General features: G+C 64.9%; 17 protein-coding genes. 5 read left to right on the forward strand and 12 right to left on the reverse strand.

Translation table 11 applies throughout. The features are described from left to right. Position 1 precedes the first annotated feature (1 nt). Positions 2–1,312: a glutamate-5-semialdehyde dehydrogenase gene (locus B5D13_RS00880; protein ID WP_078686407.1), complete on the forward strand. Its 1,311-nt coding sequence runs from the start codon at positions 2–4 to the stop codon at positions 1,310–1,312. Between the two features lie 25 nt (positions 1,313–1,337). On the opposite strand, the gene B5D13_RS00885 is transcribed toward B5D13_RS00880, so the two are convergent. Continuing rightward, positions 1,338–1,616 carry a hypothetical protein gene (locus B5D13_RS00885; protein ID WP_078686408.1) on the reverse strand — a complete coding sequence of 93 codons (279 nt, stop codon included), beginning with the start codon at positions 1,614–1,616 and terminating at the stop codon, positions 1,338–1,340. Between the two features lie 229 nt (positions 1,617–1,845). On the opposite strand from B5D13_RS00885, the gene B5D13_RS00890 reads away from it, so the two are divergent. Further along, a complete protein-coding gene (locus B5D13_RS00890; RefSeq protein ID WP_078686409.1) occupies positions 1,846–2,052 on the forward strand; it encodes a hypothetical protein in 207 nt (68 codons plus the stop codon). An 87-nt stretch (positions 2,053–2,139) separates the two neighbouring features. Here the strand turns inward: B5D13_RS00890 and B5D13_RS00895 are convergent, their stop codons facing one another. From B5D13_RS00895 to B5D13_RS00915, 5 genes are all read right to left on the reverse strand, one after another. Next, positions 2,140–4,770, reverse strand: coding sequence for a DEAD/DEAH box helicase (locus B5D13_RS00895; protein WP_078686410.1), 2,631 nt, complete (start codon positions 4,768–4,770; stop codon positions 2,140–2,142). Between the two features lie 90 nt (positions 4,771–4,860). Further along, the gene (locus B5D13_RS00900) at positions 4,861–5,880 is read right to left on the reverse strand and encodes an NADH:flavin oxidoreductase (RefSeq protein ID WP_159443955.1); all 1,020 of its coding nucleotides are present in this window, start codon (positions 5,878–5,880) and stop codon (positions 4,861–4,863) included. After that, on the reverse strand, positions 5,880–6,845 hold the full coding sequence (locus B5D13_RS00905) for a LysR family transcriptional regulator (RefSeq protein WP_078686412.1): 966 nt from the start codon (positions 6,843–6,845) through the stop codon (positions 5,880–5,882). Before B5D13_RS00905 ends, B5D13_RS00900 begins: the two co-directional genes overlap by 1 nt. A 76-nt stretch (positions 6,846–6,921) precedes the next feature. After that, positions 6,922–7,389: a GNAT family N-acetyltransferase gene (locus B5D13_RS00910; protein WP_078686413.1), complete on the reverse strand. Its 468-nt coding sequence runs from the start codon at positions 7,387–7,389 to the stop codon at positions 6,922–6,924. Positions 7,390–7,484: 95 nt separating this feature from the next. Next, a complete protein-coding gene (locus B5D13_RS00915) occupies positions 7,485–8,696 on the reverse strand; it encodes an esterase family protein (RefSeq protein WP_078686414.1) in 1,212 nt (403 codons plus the stop codon). A 357-nt stretch (positions 8,697–9,053) separates the two neighbouring features. On the opposite strand from B5D13_RS00915, the gene B5D13_RS00920 reads away from it, so the two are divergent. Together B5D13_RS00920 and B5D13_RS00925 are read left to right on the forward strand one after the other, a co-directional pair. Next, complete coding sequence (locus B5D13_RS00920; RefSeq protein WP_078686415.1) at positions 9,054–9,758, forward strand: hypothetical protein; 705 nt, start codon at positions 9,054–9,056, stop codon at positions 9,756–9,758. Beyond that, a complete protein-coding gene (locus B5D13_RS00925; RefSeq protein WP_078686416.1) occupies positions 9,755–10,132 on the forward strand; it encodes a GIY-YIG nuclease family protein in 378 nt (125 codons plus the stop codon). Before B5D13_RS00920 ends, B5D13_RS00925 begins: the two co-directional genes overlap by 4 nt. On the opposite strand, the gene B5D13_RS00930 is transcribed toward B5D13_RS00925, so the two are convergent. The 6 genes from B5D13_RS00930 to B5D13_RS00955 all read right to left on the reverse strand — a co-directional run bounded on the left by B5D13_RS00930 (position 10,122) and on the right by B5D13_RS00955 (position 17,402). Then, entirely contained in the window at positions 10,122–11,243 is a 1,122-nt protein-coding gene (locus B5D13_RS00930) for a zinc ribbon domain-containing protein (RefSeq protein WP_078686417.1), read from the reverse strand. The two genes, B5D13_RS00925 and B5D13_RS00930, sit on opposite strands and share 11 nt — an antisense overlap. A 153-nt stretch (positions 11,244–11,396) precedes the next feature. Next, positions 11,397–12,509, reverse strand: a complete 1,113-nt coding sequence (locus B5D13_RS00935; RefSeq protein WP_078686418.1) for a PASTA domain-containing protein — start codon at positions 12,507–12,509, stop codon at positions 11,397–11,399. A 96-nt stretch (positions 12,510–12,605) separates the two neighbouring features. After that, the gene (locus B5D13_RS00940; protein ID WP_078686419.1) at positions 12,606–13,796 is read right to left on the reverse strand and encodes a M20/M25/M40 family metallo-hydrolase; all 1,191 of its coding nucleotides are present in this window, start codon (positions 13,794–13,796) and stop codon (positions 12,606–12,608) included. Positions 13,797–13,874: 78 nt separating this feature from the next. Continuing rightward, positions 13,875–15,365: a glycerol kinase GlpK gene (gene glpK, locus B5D13_RS00945; RefSeq protein ID WP_078686420.1), complete on the reverse strand. Its 1,491-nt coding sequence runs from the start codon at positions 15,363–15,365 to the stop codon at positions 13,875–13,877. A 1-nt stretch (position 15,366) separates the two neighbouring features. After that, the gene (locus tag B5D13_RS00950; RefSeq protein ID WP_078686421.1) at positions 15,367–16,341 is read right to left on the reverse strand and encodes an alpha/beta hydrolase; all 975 of its coding nucleotides are present in this window, start codon (positions 16,339–16,341) and stop codon (positions 15,367–15,369) included. Between the two features lie 218 nt (positions 16,342–16,559). Further along, positions 16,560–17,402, reverse strand: coding sequence for a spermidine synthase (locus tag B5D13_RS00955; protein ID WP_078686422.1), 843 nt, complete (start codon positions 17,400–17,402; stop codon positions 16,560–16,562). Between the two features lie 274 nt (positions 17,403–17,676). On the opposite strand from B5D13_RS00955, the gene B5D13_RS00960 reads away from it, so the two are divergent. After that, positions 17,677–17,958, forward strand: coding sequence for a hypothetical protein (locus B5D13_RS00960; protein ID WP_078686423.1), 282 nt, complete (start codon positions 17,677–17,679; stop codon positions 17,956–17,958). Positions 17,959–18,095: the final 137 nt, after the last annotated feature.

An 18,095-nucleotide genomic window follows, 5' to 3' on the forward strand; every position in this document is an offset into this window, starting at 1 on the left:
CATGGACATCCGCCAGCAGATCCATCAGATGAAGCTCGACGCACCCCTGATGGCCGCGAGTGACATCGAGGTGCGCAACGCCGCCCTCGGCCTCATTGCCCGCGCACTTGAGGAGGGACAGGACGAGATCTTTGCGGCCAACCGCAAGGACATGGAAACCGCCGTCGCCTCGGGCGTCCCCGCGACCGTTCAGAAGCGCCTCCGCTACGACGAGGGCAAGCTCCGCGACGGAATCGAGGGACTGAGGCAGCTGGCAGGTCTCGACGATCCCGTGGGGAAGGTCCTTCTGGAGCGCGAGCTGGACGAGGGTCTGCTGATGAAGCGCGTGACCTGCCCAATTGGCGTCATCGGCGTCATCTTCGAGGCAAGGCCCGACGCGCTGGTCCAGATTTCCTCCCTGTGCATCAAGAGCGGCAACTGCGCCGTCCTGAAGGGTGGAAAGGAGACCGCGAACACCAACCGCGTGCTCTTCGGCATCATCCACGATGCGGCGACGAGGGCGGGTCTGCCCGAGGGCGCGCTCCTCCAGGCGGAGCTGCACAGCGAGATTGACGAGCTCCTCGAGTGCGATGAGGACGTCGACCTCCTCATTCCCCGCGGATCCAACAAGTTCGTGCGCTACATCATGGATCATACGCGCATTCCCGTCATGGGCCACTCCTCCGGTGTCTGCCACGTTTTCGTGGACCGCGATGCTGACCAGGACATGGCCCTGCGCGTCCTGGTGGATGCCAAGACGCAGTATCCCGCCGTGTGCAATGCGGCCGAGACCCTGCTGGTCGACCGTGCCATAGCGGCCGAGTTCCTGCCCAAAGCCTCGCGTGCGCTGGCCGAGAAGGGCGCGCGCCTCCGCGGCACCCAGGAGGCCGTCGACCTGTGCCGTCCCGCCTGGGAAGCGGGGGAGGCCCCCGAGGTCGAGCTCATGGGCGACGACGAGTTCAGCACCGAGTACGGAGACTACGTCATGAGCTGCAAGGTCGTCGAGGACGTGTGTGAGGCGGTGGACCACATCAATCGTTACGGTTCGCACCACACCGATGCGATCGTCACCGCGAGCGATGCGGCGGCGGATTACTTCATGCAGATGGTCGACTCGGCGGGCGTCTACCGCAATTGCTCGACGCGCTTTGCCGACGGGTTCCGCTATGGCTTCGGTGCCGAGGTCGGCATCAGCACGGGCAAGCTCCACGCACGTGGCCCCGTCGGACTTGAGGGTCTTGTGACCTACAAGTACCGCATCGTCGGCCACGGAGACATCGTTGCCGACTTTGCAGAGGGCAGAAGGCAGTTCCACTATCGCGACCTGCGATAGATATACCCTGCGACGTGGCTTGCGCCTATGACTCGCAGCCCTCGTTAGCGCGCATCTCGTTGCGCACGAAGTCCTGGAGGGCACGCTCGGCTGCGGCGACCTTGGAGGGGTCGCCGCAGCGCTTGGCTGCCCTGAAGGCGTTCACGGCCTTCATGAAGTCCAACTCCCCGCTCTCGTCGTCAGCTGCGGGAGCGGCGTCCGTCTGGGAGCCCGCGTCCTTCTCGGCGTCGAATGCCGTTGCATAGCCCTGCTTGCGAAGATCGTCCTTGAGCTGGTTGATGAGCCGCTCGTCGCTTTGATCCATGGTGGACCTCCTCGTGCCTCGTGCGTTCTGTCGCAACCAATGCTAGTGGATTGCGGCGGCGGAGTGGGCGCGTGCCTCCTGCGGGGCTCACTTTGGGGCGCCATTATCAAGGAAGTGTGGAGCGCAGGTGGCTTGTTCTTGAGGTTGCGCCCAGCTGACCTACGGTTGGGTAAAACTGTGGCAATGGGGCGGCGTCCGGCCGCCCTCGTCTTACGTTGAGGTGGGGAACATGGTCACGATTCTGACCGCTCTCATTCTTGTCGGCATCGCCTGGCTCTGCATCAAGCTCGTGGGCTTCGGCCTGCGCCTGGTGGGATTCCTTCTTGCCGCCCTCTGCGTCCCGGTGCTCCTCGTCTTCGGCTTTGTTGCCTGGCCCCTCACCGTGCTGCTCATTGGTGGATTTCTTGTCTACAAGGGTGCCCAGCGCGCGCTGTAGGGTTTCTGGTGAGCCCAGCCAGGGTGCTCCCGGCGGGTTGCATGGCTAAAGAAGAGGGTTCGCTCCGTGTGAGCGAACCCTCTTGCTCTACTTGCCCTCGCTCTCGAGGAGGTCTTCGATGAAGCCGACCTGGAAGCGACTGAAGATGGCCTCGCCCTCCTCCTGGGTGGCATCGAGGTCGACGTCTCCCGAGATGCCGAAGTCCCGTTCACCGTCCTCGTCCAGGAACATCTGGCGAACGCGCCAGACATGCCTGCCCTCGGCGTCACCGTGCTCCAGCGACTCGTCGACGAGAAGGAGCTCGCTCGAGTGGGCGTCTGCCGTGAGCAGGATCTCCTCGTGCGCCTCGTGGTAGTCGTGGAGCGCCTTGGACCAGCGTGGACTGCGCCAACCCCAGTCGCCGTCCATGTCGCCCAGACGGTCGGTGTTTCCGAAGGCGGCGTCGCGAACGCGCGCGAAGAGGGCGTTCCTGACCAGCAGCGTGAGAGCTCGCCGATCGCGTACGACCTCGTCGGGGTCCTGCGGCGCGGTTCCCGCCTCGTCGATGCTGGAGCCACCTTGCTCCCACTCGTCTATGAGGCTGGAGTCGACAGAGCGGACGACCAGGCGAAGCCATGCCACGATGTCGTACAGGCGGTCGGTCATCTTGTCTTGGGGGACGGTTCTGTCCAGGACGTGGTACGCGTCCGAGAGGTAGCGCAGCAGCGTGCCCTCGGAGCGGGCGATTCCACAGCGCTGGACGTATCCCTTGAAGTCCGAGGCGGTTTCGATCATGTCTCGCAGGACGGACTTCGGGCTGAGCTCGTAGTCGCCTGCCCAGGGGACCTCCTCGCTGTAGCGCTCGAATGCTGCGTCCAGCAGCTCCTCGAGGGGCTTGGGGTAGGTGACGTCCTGAATGAGCGCCATGCGCTCGTTGTAGTCGACTCCGTCGGCCTTCATCTCGTCCATGGCCTTGTTGCGCGCCCGCCTCTGAAGGGCGCGAAGAATCTGGGGAGGGTCCTCGAGCGTGGCTTCGACCATGGAGATGAGGTCCATGTCATAGTCGTCGTTCTCGGGGTCAAGCAGCTCGAGGGAGGCGAGCAGGAAGGGCGAGAGTGGCTGGTCAAGCGCAAAGTTGTCGGGGAGGTCCACGGTCAGGACGTAGCTCGCCTGGCCGCCCTCCTCTTCCTTTCTCACGACGCCGGCGTCGATGAGGGTGGCGAAGATCTCATCGGTTCGGGTGTGAAGCCTGTCCTTCTCCTCTGCGCCCTGTGCGGAGTCGTCTATGAGCTTATGGGTTCGCGCATAGGCGTCGCCGCCCTGCTCGACCTCGGAAAGGACGAGCGAGTGCGAGATTCGCATGTGCGGCTTGAGGGCCTCCGGCTCGGATGCGATGAGCTTGTCGAAGGTCGCCTCCTTCCAGCCGACGAAGCCCTTGGGAGGCTGTTTTGTCTTGATCTTGCGGGCCTTTTTGGGGTCACCGCCGGCCTTCGCGAGCGCTCGGGCGTTCTCGATGTCGTACTCGGTCGCCTCTGCGATGACGAGGCCCTCGGTGTCGAAGCCCGAACGACCTGCCCTGCCGGCGATCTGGTGGAACTCTCGCGCATTCAGGTGGCGCATGCGTCTGCCGTCGAACTTGCTGAGCGCGGTCAGCAAGACGGTGTGGATGGGCACGTTGATGCCCACGCCCAGGGTGTCGGTTCCGCAGATGACGGGGAGTAGGCCCTGCTGCGCCAGACGCTCCACAAGAAGTCGGTAGCGCGGCAGCATGCCCGCATGGTGCACGCCCACGCCGGTGATGAGCAGGCGCCTCAGGGTCTTGCCGAAGGTCGTGGTGAAGCGGGTGCCTGCGATCGCCTCTTTGACCTTCTCCCTCTGCTCCTTGGTCGAGACGCCATAGCTCGAGAGCGACGTCGCGCTCTTGACGGCCGCCTCCTGCGAGAAGTGCACAATGTACAGGGGCGCCTCGCCCGACTTGAGCGCGAGCTCGACGGTGGCCTCGAGGGGCGTGTCGACGTAGCGGTAGCTCAGGGGCACCGGTCGCTCGGCGCCGGCCACGAGCTCGACGCTGCGGTCGCTGTGTGCCTCGAGCGACGAGGCAATGCCGCTCGTGTCTCCCAGGGTTGCGCTCATCAGCAGGAATTGCGTGTGCGGAAGCGTCAGCAGCGGGACCTGCCAGGCCCAGCCGCGGCCATGGTCGCCAAAGTAGTGGAACTCGTCCATGGCGACGCAGCCGATGTCGGCATCCTCGCCACCGCGCAGGGCGTCGTTGGCGAGGATCTCTGCGGTGCAGCAGATGATGGGCGCGCCCGAGTTGACGGTCACGTCTCCCGTGATCATACCAACGTTATCGCGGCCAAACAGCCTTACCAGGTCGAAGAACTTCTCGCTCACGAGCGCCTTGATGGGGGCCGTGTAGTAGGCGCGGCGATTGGTGCAGACCGAAATGAAGCACAGGCCCAGCGCGACGAGCGACTTGCCCGAGCCCGTGGGGGTGCCCAGGATCACGTGGCTTCCCGACGCGAGGTCCAGGAGCGCCTCCTCCTGGTGGTCCCAGAGCTCGATTCCCCTTGACTCGCACCATTCCAGGAACAGGTCAAGCGCCTCGTCAGCGGGGATGTCCGCATAGCTGTCGTCATCCGGCCAGGGGATGAGCCTGCCCAGCGAGGCCTCGCCGTTGGCTCCCTCGTCGACTTCCTCGCGCTCGACGGCGCTGCTGCTTTGTGTGTTGTCTACCATGAACTGCCTTTGACTTCGAAGTGTCTGCGCCGATGGCGCGGGAATACATGATACGCGCCGCGTGCGGGTCGGACCTTGCACCGTGCCGCGTTAGAGCTTTCCGGCCCAGCGCTCGTTGTTGAGGATGGCTCGGCCGACGCCCGCCAGGTCGCACGAGCCCTCTGCGAGCAGCGCGTCGGCCTGGGACGGCAGCTTGATGCCGCCGGTGAGGAGCACAGGGGTCGGCTGCGCGCCGCGTTCGTCGGCGTCGCCCACAAGCGCGTCTCTGACGGGCCGTGACATGTCCTTGAACCATCCGGGTTCCAGCGTGTGCAGGCGCGAGTAGTAGTTCATTCCGCCCGAGAGGCTGATCAGGTCGACGCCCGCGCCCTGGAGAAGGACCGCCGCCTTGGTCGCGTCCTCAATCGTAGAGCCGCCCTCTCGGTAGTCGCAGCCGCCCAGACGTACGCTCAGGGCTAGGTCGTGCCCGACCTCGGAGCGGATTGCATCGACGACCTGCAGGATGATGCGCATCCTGTTTCGCAGGGGGCCACCGTACTCGTCGTCCCTCCTGTTGGTCATGGGCGAGAAGAACTGGTCGAGCAGATAGCCGTGGGCGGCATGGACCTCTACGCCGTCAAATCCCGCGAGCCGCGCGCGTGCGGCCGCGCGTGCGAAGCACTCGACGATTCGACGGATTTCGTCGCGTGTGAGCTCGCGCGGGAGGGGATGGCCCACCTTGGCTCCAGGGCAGGTCACGGGCGAGGGTGCCACGGCCACCTGGCGTATCACGCTTTGCGGCGCGGCCGATCCCGCATGGCTTATCTGCACGAACACGGGGGTCTCGCAGGCGTGAACGGCTTCCGCCTCGCGTGCAAGTCCGTCGACATCGGAGTCGCGGCTGATTGAGGCCTGTCTTGCCGCCGCGCGGCCCTCGTTGCTCACATAGTGGTGCTCGGTCTCCACCAGGCCGAGGAGGCCGCCCTGCGCGCGCTCGGCGTAGTGGTCACACAGGGCCTGGGTGACGCTGCCGTCGCGCTCCGACTTGGCTGAGGCCATGGGCGCCATGACGATGCGGTTCCTGAGTGTGATCTTGCCGAGCGAGAGGGGAGTGTGGACGTGTGGATACACTATTCGGCCCCTCCGGCGTCTCGCAGAACGGAGCGGCTGGGCGACAGCACGCTGGGCTCGTTGAACCCAACGATCGTCTTCTTTAGCTCGTTGAGGTACTCGCATGCTAGGGGGCTCAGACGCCTGAGCGCATGCGTGATGTAGCCCACGTTCATCACCTCGTCGGTCTCTAGTGGTATCGAGACGATTCCCTGGAACATCTCGTCCGACCTCACGCCGGTCGAGATGAGGAAGCCGTCGTAGTTGGTGAGCAGGCTGGTCATGGTCCCGCGGTCGCTTGCAACTATCCTGCGCGTGTGCGGCAGGTTGCTGAGGGGCTCCTCGGACAGGTAGAGCGAGCTCTTGGGGCCCTGCTCGAATGTGCAGCGCGGCCACTGCGCCAGGTCGTCGAGCCTCACCAGGTCGAGCTTGGCGAGGGGATGCCCCTTGCGGACGAAGACGTGCGGCCTTGCCCGGAAGAGCGAGGAGAACGAGAGGTCAGCGTCGTCAAGTTGGCGCTTGAGCACGTGCTCGTTGTAGTTGCAGAGGTAGATGATGCCGATGTCGCTCCTGAACGAGCTCACGTCCTCGATGACGTCCCTCGTGCGCGTCTCTCTGAGCGAGAACTCGCAAGAGTCATCCTGCCTTCCGCTCACGAAGCTGATGAAGGCTCTCACGGCAAAGGCGTAGTGCTGGGACGAGACGGAGAGGCGCTGGTGCTCGACCTGTCCCGCCTTGGAGTAGTGTCGCTCGAGCAGGTCGGCCTGCTCGACCACCTGACGCGCGTAGCCTAGGAACTCGACGCCCTCGCTGGTGAGCGTGATGCCGCGGCTGGAGCGGTTGAAGATCCTGATGCCCAGCTCCTTTTCGAGCTCGCGCACCGAGACCGAAAGGCTCGACTGCGAGACGAAGAGGGTCTTGGCGACCGAGTTCATGGACCCGTTTTCGGCGATGGCGATAACGTATCTCAACTGTTGTAGCTGCATGCTTGCTCCGATGCCTCGGATGATTAACCTACACGAGCCTTTAGTTTATCGAAGCAGGCGATAAGCGAAGGCCGAACTAGAGAATCTTCTCCATTCCGATCTTATAGGGCACGAGGCCCATCTTCTCGTAGAAGCTTTGGGCGCTCGGGTTGCAGCTCCATACGTTGAGCGTGACGTTGTAGAAGCCCTGCCCGCGCGCGAAGTCGATCACGTAGTTGTAGAGCGTCGAGCCTATGTGCTTGCCGCGGTAGCCCTCCCTGACGCAGAGGTCGTCTATGTAGAGGGTCCTGACGTCCGTCATGTTGTTGCTGTTCACGTGCTGCTGGTAGACGCAGAACGCATAGCCTTCCACCAGCTCTCCCTCGACAGCGACGAAGACGGGGCGTCTCTCGTCGCCGATTATCTCCTCGAGCTCAGCCGAGGTGTATTTGCGCGTGTTCGGGACGAAGAGGTCCGGACGGCCCTGAGCGTGTACGTTTAGCACCTGGAGGAGAAGTTCTTCGATCTGCGGGATGTCGCTCTTGCGTGCGCGTCGGATGTCCATGACTGCGTCCTTTCAAAAAAGTCGGTGGTGCGAACCAATCGCACCACCGACCAGATTAGCCCTTATTTCGCGCCTTCTTGCCTGACGTTCTCGCGTTACTTGCGCTTTTTGGAGCCGCCCTTCTTGGCGGACTTGACGGACGTCGGCTTGGATGCCGCTGTAGGCTTCGCAGCGGGCTTTGCAGCCGGTGCGGCAGCCTTTGCCGCGTGCTTGGCAGCAGGCTTTGCGGCAGCGGCGGCAGGCTTTGCGGCGGCGGGCTTTGCAGCCGGTGCGGCAGCCTTTGCCGCGTGCTTGGCAGCAGGCTTTGCGGCAGCGGCGGTAGGCTTTGCGGCGGCGGGCTTTGTGGCAGCGGTGGCCTTTGCCTTCGACGCAGGCTTGGCGGCGGGCTTGGCGGCCGTGGTGGCCTTTGCCTTCGACGCGGGCTTGGCTTCGGGCTTGAGCTCGACCTTCTTGGTGGCAGTCTTTGCCGCGGCCTTCTTGGGGGCGTCCTTCTTCGTCGCCTTGGCCGTTGCGGGCATTGCCGCGGACGCGGACGCCGCGCTCTTCTCGGCTGTGGTGACCTTCGTCACCTCATCGATGACCTGGGGCATGAAGTAGGCGATCTGCTTCTTCCACCAGTACCAGTCATGGGTGACGTCGAAGCCCCAGAAGTCGCACCAGTGGCTCGCGCAGAGTCGGCTCAATTGGGAGTCGATTTGGCGAAGGTCGTCGACGACATCCTCGTGCTCGCCCTGGCCGACGCAGAAGACCAGCTGACGCTTGCTGTAGAGGTCGACGTACTCGTGGTCCTCGGGCATGTTCGGCAGGAAGGTAGTGATGTCGTTGTCGTAGAGCGTGGGGCTCATCCAGCTTCCGAAGAACCGGCTTGCGCGGTAGAGTCCTGAAAGGGCGATGCAGCCCTGGAACAGGTCCGGACGACGCAGGACGGCGAGGGCCGCCTGGTTCGCGCCCAGGGAGCAGCCGATGGCCAGGGGGCGCCTCGTGCTCCCGTTGACCTTCTGCACCTCCTCGAGCAGCTCGCTGGTCACGTAGGAGAAGTACTCCTCCTGGCGCTGCGCGCGGGCCTCGGGGTCGATGTCGTATGCCGACCAGGACTGGGTGTCGACGCCGTCGACGCAGAAGAGCTGGATTTGGCCGCCTTCGATAAGGTCAGCGAGGGCGTCGACCATGCCGACGCTCTCGAATTCGTTGCAGGATGCGCCCTCCGTCTGGAATGCGATGACGGGGATCCCGCCCTCGCCGTAGGCGATCATAGACATGTCTTGGTTGAGAACGGTGCTGTGATTCTGGTACTGTTCGCGCTTCATGTGAACCAATCCCCTAGATCTCGTGCTGACAAGCTAGGCCGAACTGTCAAGAATGGCCTTGCATGATTCTAGCAGCTAGTTGGGCATAGGGACGCAAATTGTTGACGGAAATGCAAATTGGTACCAATCGAAGGGGCTATTGCGGCACGTTGTTTCATCCTGTTTCGTGTGCGCCGGACGCCCTGACGATGCGGCTCGGCATTTGCTCTCGATTCCGATTTCGCACTTGCTTGTCCGACGTCGAAGTCCCGCGATAGAATTTGGCTCTACGACGCGATTGGTCTTGTGGCTCGTGGTGCCGAAGCTGGCCGTATGGAAGCCTTGGGCGCCTGGGCGTGCAGATGGTGGAGGTTTTGCATGAAGACGGACGACCTTGTATATGTGAGCGCGGCAGGTTGCTACGCCAGCGTCTTCGAGCAGACGGACGAGGGCCTGTGCGAGGTCGGCCTTATCGACCCCAGGGCTGATGACTACTCGCTCACGGTTCCCGCAAGCACGCTCGTCGCGGTCGAAGATGCCGGCCTTGAGGACATGGGCCGCGTCGCACGGGAGCTTGTCCTTCTCCACCTGCGTATCAACCATGGCTTTGAATTCGACCGCAGCCTCCATCTGTATGTGGGTAGGCGCGAGGACGCCGACCTGGACGTGATGATGTCGATCGGCCCCAAGACCCCAGTCCTCATCGCCCGTTGGGGCGAGGTGGAGCGCGCTGCTCTGGAGGGGGCGCTCTCCTCCTTTGACCTGCCTGCATGGCGCGACGGTGGCGGGCTCGCCCCCGCGCTCGACGGCTGGGGCTGGTCTATGCAGGTCATCGGCGCGGGGATGGGGTGCTCGGGCTTCGGGCACAACGACTGGCCCGCGTCGCTCGAGCGTCTGATCGCGACCCTTGGGACCCTGGGGATTCCCGTTTGCTGGTGCGACGGCGATGGCCCTCACGCCAGCTGCTCCTGGGATGAGCTCGTCGAGCGTCGCATCGGGGACCAGGGGGATTCGGCGTCGGGCTCCGAGGACCCCCGGCTTCCCCAGGGGTTTGACCTTTCTGTGTTCAAGGAGCAATTGTGACGACTAGGGAGGTTGACGGCGCCGGGCGTGCCGGTGGCCTTCCTGACTACTACGTCTACGTGCTTGAATGCGAGGACGGGTCCCTGTACTCGGGCATAACGGTGGACGTCGAGCGTCGCATGGCCGAGCATCTCTCGCAGGAGGCGCCGGGCGCCAAGTACACTAGGGCGCACAGGCCCGTCGCGCTCGTCGCCCTGTGGCGCACGAGCGGCCGGTCCTTGGCGTCAAAGCTCGAGTACCGCCTGCACCGCGCCCGGCGTGCGCAGAAGCTGGCGCTCGTTGAGAATCCCGATGCGGCAGGGGAGGACTACGTCTCGCTGGGCGAGGCGGAGCGCGAGCGCTACTGGAAAGCGGCGCTGGAACCTAGAGCCTAATCTTGTCGTAGGAGGTCTTGTAGTCGTCGAGTGCGTTGCTGATCGCGCCGCCTTCGGCACAGTCGTTCTCGAACGGGTCGGTCAGCAGCTGCGGATAGTAGCTGGGGTAGTTGTAGCCCAGGTCATAGCGCCAGTAGTAGTTGACCTTGTCCATGGCCTCGAGCAGGCTCGTATAGCAGCTGCTGATGTTCTGCCAGTCCGCATGGTACTTGGAGTCGACAGGTAGTTCGGTGGAGTTGACCGCCTCCTGCGCGGCCGTCAGCTCCTGGGTGAGCGCCACGGCATCCGCCGCGTTCTTCTCGCGCAAGCTCCTGTCGTCCTCGTGGGTGCCTCGGTAGGTCTCGACGGCCTCGTTGACCCTCTTCGCGTCGTTGGTCAGCGTATCGTAGTAGCCCTTGACCGTCTTGTAGTCCCCGCCCTTGCCCTCGGCCTCGTCGGCCTCCTTGTCGGACTCGCTTTCCTCCTTGGTCTCGGCTTCGCCATTCTTTTGGTCGCTCTGGTCATTCTGGTCATTCTGGTCCGAGGCGTTGGATTCGTCCTTGCTCTGCGTCTGGCCGTTGACGATGTTGCTGAGGTTGCCCTTCTGCGAGTCGGTGTTCTGAGAAGTGCACGAGTGAATCAGGATGAACACGACCACCAGGATCGCGAGGGTGACGGCGCCGAAGATCTTGAGGTAGCGGTGCCCGTCACCGTCCCACTCCTCCTCGACCTGGTAGTGCTTGCCCTTGTGGGGGTCGATGGCCAGAGGAGAGATGATCGTGGGGGCGCTGGGGTCCTCTCCGGCGTCGATCACGGTCGCGGCGTCTACGAGCCTGCCGACCTCGTCGTCCTTGGCTGCTTCGTTCGCGAGGGTTGGGTCCTTCTCGCCCTTGAACTCGCCGGAATCGTGGTTGTCGCCATTTGGGCCTTCCGCGTCGCCCTTCGCATGCTCGTCGTCTGCGTCGACGGCCTGGTTGATGCGGTCCATGATTTGCGTGACCTCGCCAGGGGCCTTCGTCGAGGCGGTCGGGTCATCTTCAAGCCACGCCTCAAGGCGTGCGCCGCACTCTACGCAGAAGACTTGGCCCTCCTTCAGGGGGGCGCCGCACTGGGGGCAATACTTGAGTGACATATGCTCTCCGATGAGGTTGCTTATAGCTTTGTGTATCGTTTGCAAGCAAGCACACTATACGGCAAAAAGTCGCCTTCTTGCAGTTGACACTGCGTGGACGTGCAATTTTGCCCTTGGGACGTTGCATGTTCGGTGCCGTCCCGCGCGCCTGCGCTACTCCTCGGGCGCCGCGACCACGTGGACCACGACGGTGCTTCCCACCGAGGCGGTCGTGCCCATGGCCGGCTCGACCGAGTCGACGGTCCCGACGGGGTTATCGGAACTCGTCACGTCGTTTCCGCGCTCGACCACGAGGCCCATGCCGGTCAGGAGCGTCTTGGCGTCCTCGAACGCCATGCCCTGCAGGTCGGGGATCGTTATGGTCGCCGCGTCGCCCGAGGGCCTCGACGAGCTGCTGCCGGCGGGCTCGGGACCCGCCGAGATGACCAGGTCGATCTTGGTGCCCTTGGTCTTCTGGCTGCCCGCGATGGGACCCTGGCTGATGACGACGCCCTTGGCGATTGTGTCGGAGTACGCGTAGGTGATGTCGTCCTTCACGAAGAACGACGTGGCCGTGATCTGGTCGAGCGCGTCCTGCTCGCTCAGGCCGACGAGCATGGGGACGCGCTGGGTCTCGCTGGAGACCTTGCCCACCATGATCGTCACGGTCCCCATCGTCTCCTCGCCGGAAGACGGCGTGGTGGCGAGGACCCTCCCGTTGTCGTTGATGCTCTGGGTGTCCTGCTCCTGCACGCTCACCTTGAGGCCCTCTGCCTCGAGCAGGTCGCGCGCGTCCTGCTCGGCATAGCCCACGACGTTAGGAACCTGCTTGCGCGTGAGCAGGCCAAAGCCGCCCGTGATGATGGCGGAGGCAATGAGGATTCCGGCGAGAAGTGCCCCCAACAGGGCCACGGCCCAGTGCGGGAGGCCTGCCTTGGTGGTCTTCGAGGGGGTCTTCGGAGGCAGCTTGTAGTCCGTCTGGGGAACGTAGGGCGTCTCGAAGTCCGCTGCGAGGACCGCTCCGGTCGAGTCGTCGTCCGACGGTTCAGCGGGGTCCTCGGGCTCGGCATTGACCTGCGGGTCAGGAAGGGTGCTTGCAAGGGGGTCAGGCACGGCGTCGGCGCGTGGCGTGGCGCTGGCCGCGGGCGCGGTGGAGTCCGTGGGGGTGGCAGGGGTCGCGAAGGCGGCATCGTCAGAAAGAGGGGAGTCGGACGCGGGTACGTCGTGTTGCGGAGAGATGACCTCCGGAAGGTTCTCCAGGCCCCTCCTCTCGCGATCGTTCGCCACGGATGCGTCCTTTCCTCGTCCTGCAGATTCGCGCGCATATTGCACAACAACGCAGAATAATACGCTAACTGTCGATAAAAGCCTAATTCGCTTCCGTTATTGCAGCATAAGGCCCAGGATGACCCGCAGCCCATCCTCGAGGCTGGCCAGGTCCACCCATTCGTCGCGCGTATGTAGAAGGGCTCCGCGAACCGTGCCGACGGTGTTTGCGGGGATGCCCAGGGACAGTGGGATGTTCGCGTCGGTCGAGGCGGGCGAGGGGTCGGGCTCCTCGCCGGTGACCTCGCGGATGATGCGCTCGGTCGCCTCGCTCATGCGACCGAGCTCCTCCTGGTCGACATCGCCGGTGCCGGGGCGGATGCCCAGGGTGCTTACGCGCAGCCCCGCCTCGGGGGCGTCGTCTGCGTGGGACAGGGCCTCGCCTCTGCGCGACACCACGCCTGCGAAGTGGGAGCGCGCCTCCTTGAGGGCGAGGGCTGACGTCGAGCGGAACTCGAAGCGCAACCGTGCCCTTGAGGCGATGGAGTTCACGCTCGTCCCGCCCTCGATGGTCCCCGCGTTGATCGTGATGGGGGTGCCGTCGGAGCCCTCGCGCGGCATGGTCTCGTAGAGCTCCTGAACGAGTCCGCTGAGCTCGACGATGGCGTTGGGTCGGCCGAAGTCGTGGTAGGAGTGGCCGCCCTGGCAGTGGGCCTCGACCTCGTAGCGCTCCGAACCCACCGCCTCGCTGATGCACTGCGGAAGGTACAGGTCGAAGGAGTAGAAGCGCTCGATGCGTTCGGCGTAGCGCTCGAAGAGCGCGCGCGTCCCGGCGAGGTTCCCGAGGCCCTCCTCGCAGGAGTTCGCGACTATCAGGAGGTCGTGACCCTTGGTGGCGCGCTCGAGGGCTGCCTCGTCCTGAAGCAGCAGCTTGGTCGCCATAAGAAGTCCCGCAAGGTTGGCGGTGTCGTCGCCGACGCCCGGGGCGTACATGCGTCCGCCTTCCTCGCGCACGGGCAGCGCGTCGACGTCGGGAAAGACTACGTCCATGTGGGCGGCAAACACCACGAGCGGTCGTAGGTCCGGCGTCGCGCCCTTGGGCGCGAGGTGGCAGATCACGTTGCTCGCATGGTCTATCTCGACCTCGCGCGCTCCCTCCTCGCGAAGCCAGCTTGCGACGAGGCTCGCCCTTTCCTGCTCGTGTCCCGATGGCGCCGGAATGGTCGCGAGCGTGCGAAGGAGGTCCTTCTCGCCCTGCTGTGCGGCGCGTGCGTACGTTCGTATTGTCTCTGTTATCGTGCTGTCCATGTTTCCCTCCACGAGATTGCCCACAGACAGCCTACTCGTTTGCCGACCGGCATGTCTGTGACCTCGCGGAGAGTGCGGCTAGAGGGCGCGCCCGACCGCCGTCCTCCAGCCCGCCAGGAGCTCGTCGGCTCGTGCCTGGTCCATGTTCGGCCCGAACACGTCGTCTGTCGACCGCAGAGAGCGAAGCTCGTCCGTTCCGGACCAGAACCCGCTCGCGAGTCCCGCCAGGTAGGCCGCGCCCAGCGACGTCGTCTCGATGTTCTGCGGGCGCCGTATGCGCGTTTGGAGGACGTCTGCCTGGAACTGCATGAGGAAGTCGTTCTGCGATGCGCCGCCGTCCACGTTGAGCGTCTTCAGGGCAACCCCGGCGTCGTACTCCATGGCGCGCGCCAAGTCGCAGGTCTGGTAGGCGAGCGCTTCGAGCGCAGCGCGCGCTATGTGGGCGGGGGTGGTGCCGCGCGTGAGACCGCAGATGAGCCCGCGCGCGTCCGGCTGCCACCAGGGCGCGCCCAGCCCGGTGAACGCGGGGACGATGTAGACGCCACCCGTGTCCGGCACGCTCTTCGCCAGAAACTCCGTCTCCTGGACGCTGCGAATTAGGTGGAGCTCGTCGCGCAGCCACTGTATGAGGGCGCCCGCGACGAAGACGCTCCCCTCGAAGGCGTACTCTACCTCACTCACCGAGGGTGGGGAGGCGACGATCGTGGTCACGAGGTTGTTGCGCGAGGTGGCGGCGGTCGCCCCCGTGTGCATGAGCAGGAAGCAGCCCGTGCCGTAGGTGCTCTTGGCCTGGCCGGCCTCGAAGCAGCACTGCCCGAAGAGGGCGGCCTGCTGGTCTCCGGCCACGCCGCAGATGGGAATGCCTGCGGGAATGCCGGGGTAGCTCGTCTCGCCAAAGGGCGAAGCCGAGGGCCGTACCTCGGGCAGCATCTCCGTCGGCACGCCGAAGAGCTCCAGAAGCTCCGGGTCCCAGCGGCACTCATGGATGTCGTAGAGCATCGTGCGACTAGCGTTGGTGCGGTCGGTCGCGTGGACAAGTCCGCCTGTGAGCACCCATACCAGCCAGGTGTCGACGGTGCCAAAGAGCAGCTCTCCCGCCTCGGCGCGCTCGCGGGCGCCCTCGACGTTGTCCAGCAGCCACTTTATTTTGCTAGCCGAGAAGTACGCGTCAGGCAGGAGCCCGGTCTTCTGCCGGACCATGCGTCTGACGTCCTCGGAGCCGCAGAGCTCGTCGACCATCTGGGCCGTTCGGCGGCACTGCCACACGATGGCGTTTGCGATAGGCTCTCCGGTGGCGGGGTCCCACACGATGGTCGTCTCGCGCTGGTTGTCGATTCCGATGGCGGCCACGTTCTCTCGAGAGAGACCGTGCCTGTTAATGAGCTCGGTCAACGCGCCCAGCTGGGAGAGCAGGATCTCGTGCGGGTTGTGCTCGACCCATCCCGGCTGAGGATAGATTTGCTCGAACGTCCTCTGGACGCAGTCGACCATGGCGCCCGTCCTGTCGATGAGGACCGCCCTCGACGAGGTGGTTCCCTGGTCGAGGGCGATGACGTAGCGCTCGGCCATGCTAGTCCTTTCCGATGCGGGACTCGACCCACTCGAGGATGTCCTCGTAGACCACGTCGTTGCTCTTCTCGTTCAGAATCTCGTGTCGCATGCCGGGGTAGAGCTTGCAGCTGACGTCTGTCGACCCGGCGCTCTTTGCGAGGTCGGCGGCGGCCGTCACGCCGTCTCCGTTGTCGCCTACGGGGTCCTCGGCACCCGAGACGAACAGCAGGGGCAGCTCGTGCGGGACACGCTGGGCGCAGGCGGGCGAGCAGGTGGTCGCCGTGAGGTCGAGCATCATGGCGTAGCCGCCCGCGGAAAACATGAACCCGCAGTCCTCGTCGGCAAGGTAGCGCTCGATGTTCTCGCGGTTGTACGAGATCCAGTCGTAGGGGGTCTTAGCGTCCTTGACCGCCTTCGAGAACGCCCCGTCGACAAGGCCATGCAGCAGCGCGCTCTTGTGGTCTGCGCCGCGGGTGCGGCAGATGGCGCGCGCGAGGGTGCGGCCGGCGGCGGAGGTGGCCACGGGCACGAATCCCGTGCCACACAGGATCGCTCCCGCGAGGCCCCTGCCGTAGTCGGCGATGTAGTTGCGAACGACGTAGCTTCCCATGGAGTGGCCGAACACAAAGTAGGGCGTGCCGTTCTGGACATGCGGCGTGACGAGCCGGCGCAGGCGCTCGACGTCCTCGACGATGGCCTGACGACCGTAGGGAGGGATGCAGCCCCTGCGCTCGCGTGCGACACTCGAGCCGTGGCCGATGTGGTTGTGGCCGCAGACGAGAAAGCCTCTACCCACCAGGAATCGTGCGAAGTCGTCGTAGCGCTCTATGTGCTCGCACATGCCGTGCACCAGCTGGACCACGGCCCTTGGGGCTACCGTGGTCTTGAGGGGGTCCTCCGTCCACCAAATGGACCCTCGGATGGTGGAGCTTCCGTCTGCCGAGTCGTACTTCAGGCCGAAGCGCTGCGGTTCGCCGTAGTTGTCCTGGGGCATGGCAAGATCCTCCTGCATTTGGGGTGCGTTTCGTCGCGTGAGGTTGCTACAGTTTACGTAGTATATGCGGTCGCGAACCCGTGCCCGCGGCGCATTTGGCGAGCCGCTCCTATGATTCGCCGTACGGCGAGGCCTTGTGCGCCCTGCTCACCCGCGACGGTGGTTGCCTGCATCGGTGGTTCGCCTATGACACGCCCGCCAAGCTACGCCACGCCCGCCTAGAGGACCTGCACGTCCGTGAGGGCCCTTCCTCTTGGGGTGGGCGAGAGGGGCGTGGCCCCCTCAGCCGAAAGCGGGCCGTCCGAGGCGATTACCACGTTGTTGTCGATGGCGTGCGGCTCGTCCGGGGCCATGGGGAGCACGAGCACGTTCTCGAACTGGGTCCGGAGCGCGGCGCAGACGTCCCGAATGAGCTGGGAGTGCGAGCCGCTGAGGGCCGAGACGACGTTCGTCAGGTAGATGCCGTCGTCGGTCAGGTTCGCCCGCAGCGCCCGCGCGCCCTCGACCGTGGTGAGGGTCATGAGCGGCTTCTCGTGAGCGAAGCAGTCGTTGAAGATGAGGTCGTAGCGATCTTTTTTCTTGGGGCTGTCGAGAAATGCCCGCGCGTCCAGGTGATGGATGCGAAGGGACGCATCGGGGTCCTGGGCGGCCAGGCGCTCGGCTCGGTCGAGGAAGAACCACTCGCGCGCGAGTTCGGTCATCCTGGGATCGATCTCCACCACGTCGACCGAAAGGCCGCCGTGGTGCGTGAGGAGGTGCTTGGGGTAGGCATAGCCCCCGCCGCCCAGTACCAGGATCCTGGACGCCTGTGGCCTCTGCATGAAGGCGCATTCGTAGGCGCGGTGGTAGGGGAAGGCCAGTTCGCTCCATCCCTCGTCGAGATAGGTCGCGCTCTGCCAGGTTCCGTCGACGTCCAGGACGCGCAGGGGCACCCCGTCGGGGTCCTGCGTCGCCAGCACGCGGACGGTCCCGAACAACGCGGGGCGCTCGCAGAGCACCTCGCTCTTGGGGGATTCGCAGCGGCGTAGCCACGAAAAGAGCCACTCGAGCGCGATGGGCATGTCCTTCTCTCCTTCTTTCGTACGTGGGACTATCGTATCCGAACGCCGGGGCGTCGGCCCGCTCGTGCGCGTGGCGTCCTGTGCTTAAGGGCCCCGGCCTGCGCCCCGCTCGCGAAAAAAGGCAAGCTTCCTGCGGCATTGTGCGGCCGTGGGCCGCCCCTGCGTGCGAATATGGACGCGCGGGGCCCGATCGCCCCGCGCCTTGCGCGGCCCTAGAATGGGCTCCGGACGTTGCCTGCCGAGTACAGTGGCGCTGCCACGGAGAGGACGCGATATGGGACTTCACTGCACCGATTGCCTGTACGGTTCGTTCTCGTTCAACGAGGAGTATGGCAAGTACCAGGGGTCCTGCAGCCGAGGCTACACGCTTGCCGACCCGCACTTGACCAAGGATCCCGAAAGGCGCTTTGCCGACCACCCCTCCAAGCTCGTCCCGGTGGTCGATCCGTACGGGGCCGAGTACCTGAGGACCGACAACATCTGCAAACGCTTCCTGAGGCCGACCCAGGGGACCGTGGACGAACCCGGTCGCAAGAAGCGCTGGGGGATGCTATAGCCTCTCGCGCCGGCGGGGTTCGCCTTGCCCCCCACGTCCGACCTTGCGCGGCAGATAACATGAGCGGGCGGCCCGAGACCGTGGTCTCGGGCCGCCCGCATCTTCTTGCGTCACGGTCGCATGCGCGACCCCGCGAC

It is taken from the genome of Olsenella sp. KH1P3 (assembly GCF_900167315.1).
Taxonomy (GTDB): domain Bacteria; phylum Actinomycetota; class Coriobacteriia; order Coriobacteriales; family Atopobiaceae; genus Olsenella_J; species Olsenella_J umbonata_A.

What these genes read in the sequence shown, in the direction of transcription:
- B5D13_RS00880 (WP_078686407.1), top strand. Translation starts at nt 2, where the DNA reads ATGGACATCCGCCAGCAGATCCATCAGATGAAGCTCGACGCACCCCTG.
- B5D13_RS00885 (WP_078686408.1), bottom strand. Translation starts at nt 1,616, where the DNA reads ATGGATCAAAGCGACGAGCGGCTCATCAACCAGCTCAAGGACGATCTT.
- B5D13_RS00890 (WP_078686409.1), top strand. Translation starts at nt 1,846, where the DNA reads ATGGTCACGATTCTGACCGCTCTCATTCTTGTCGGCATCGCCTGGCTC.
- B5D13_RS00895 (WP_078686410.1), bottom strand. Translation starts at nt 4,770, where the DNA reads ATGGTAGACAACACACAAAGCAGCAGCGCCGTCGAGCGCGAGGAAGTC.
- B5D13_RS00905 (WP_078686412.1), bottom strand. Translation starts at nt 6,845, where the DNA reads ATGCAGCTACAACAGTTGAGATACGTTATCGCCATCGCCGAAAACGGG.
- B5D13_RS00910 (WP_078686413.1), bottom strand. Translation starts at nt 7,389, where the DNA reads ATGGACATCCGACGCGCACGCAAGAGCGACATCCCGCAGATCGAAGAA.
- B5D13_RS00915 (WP_078686414.1), bottom strand. Translation starts at nt 8,696, where the DNA reads ATGAAGCGCGAACAGTACCAGAATCACAGCACCGTTCTCAACCAAGAC.
- B5D13_RS00920 (WP_078686415.1), top strand. Translation starts at nt 9,054, where the DNA reads ATGAAGACGGACGACCTTGTATATGTGAGCGCGGCAGGTTGCTACGCC.
- B5D13_RS00930 (WP_078686417.1), bottom strand. Translation starts at nt 11,243, where the DNA reads ATGTCACTCAAGTATTGCCCCCAGTGCGGCGCCCCCCTGAAGGAGGGC.
- B5D13_RS00940 (WP_078686419.1), bottom strand. Translation starts at nt 13,796, where the DNA reads ATGGACAGCACGATAACAGAGACAATACGAACGTACGCACGCGCCGCA.
- glpK (WP_078686420.1), bottom strand. Translation starts at nt 15,365, where the DNA reads ATGGCCGAGCGCTACGTCATCGCCCTCGACCAGGGAACCACCTCGTCG.
- B5D13_RS00950 (WP_078686421.1), bottom strand. Translation starts at nt 16,341, where the DNA reads ATGCCCCAGGACAACTACGGCGAACCGCAGCGCTTCGGCCTGAAGTAC.
- B5D13_RS00955 (WP_078686422.1), bottom strand. Translation starts at nt 17,402, where the DNA reads ATGCCCATCGCGCTCGAGTGGCTCTTTTCGTGGCTACGCCGCTGCGAA.
- B5D13_RS00960 (WP_078686423.1), top strand. Translation starts at nt 17,677, where the DNA reads ATGGGACTTCACTGCACCGATTGCCTGTACGGTTCGTTCTCGTTCAAC.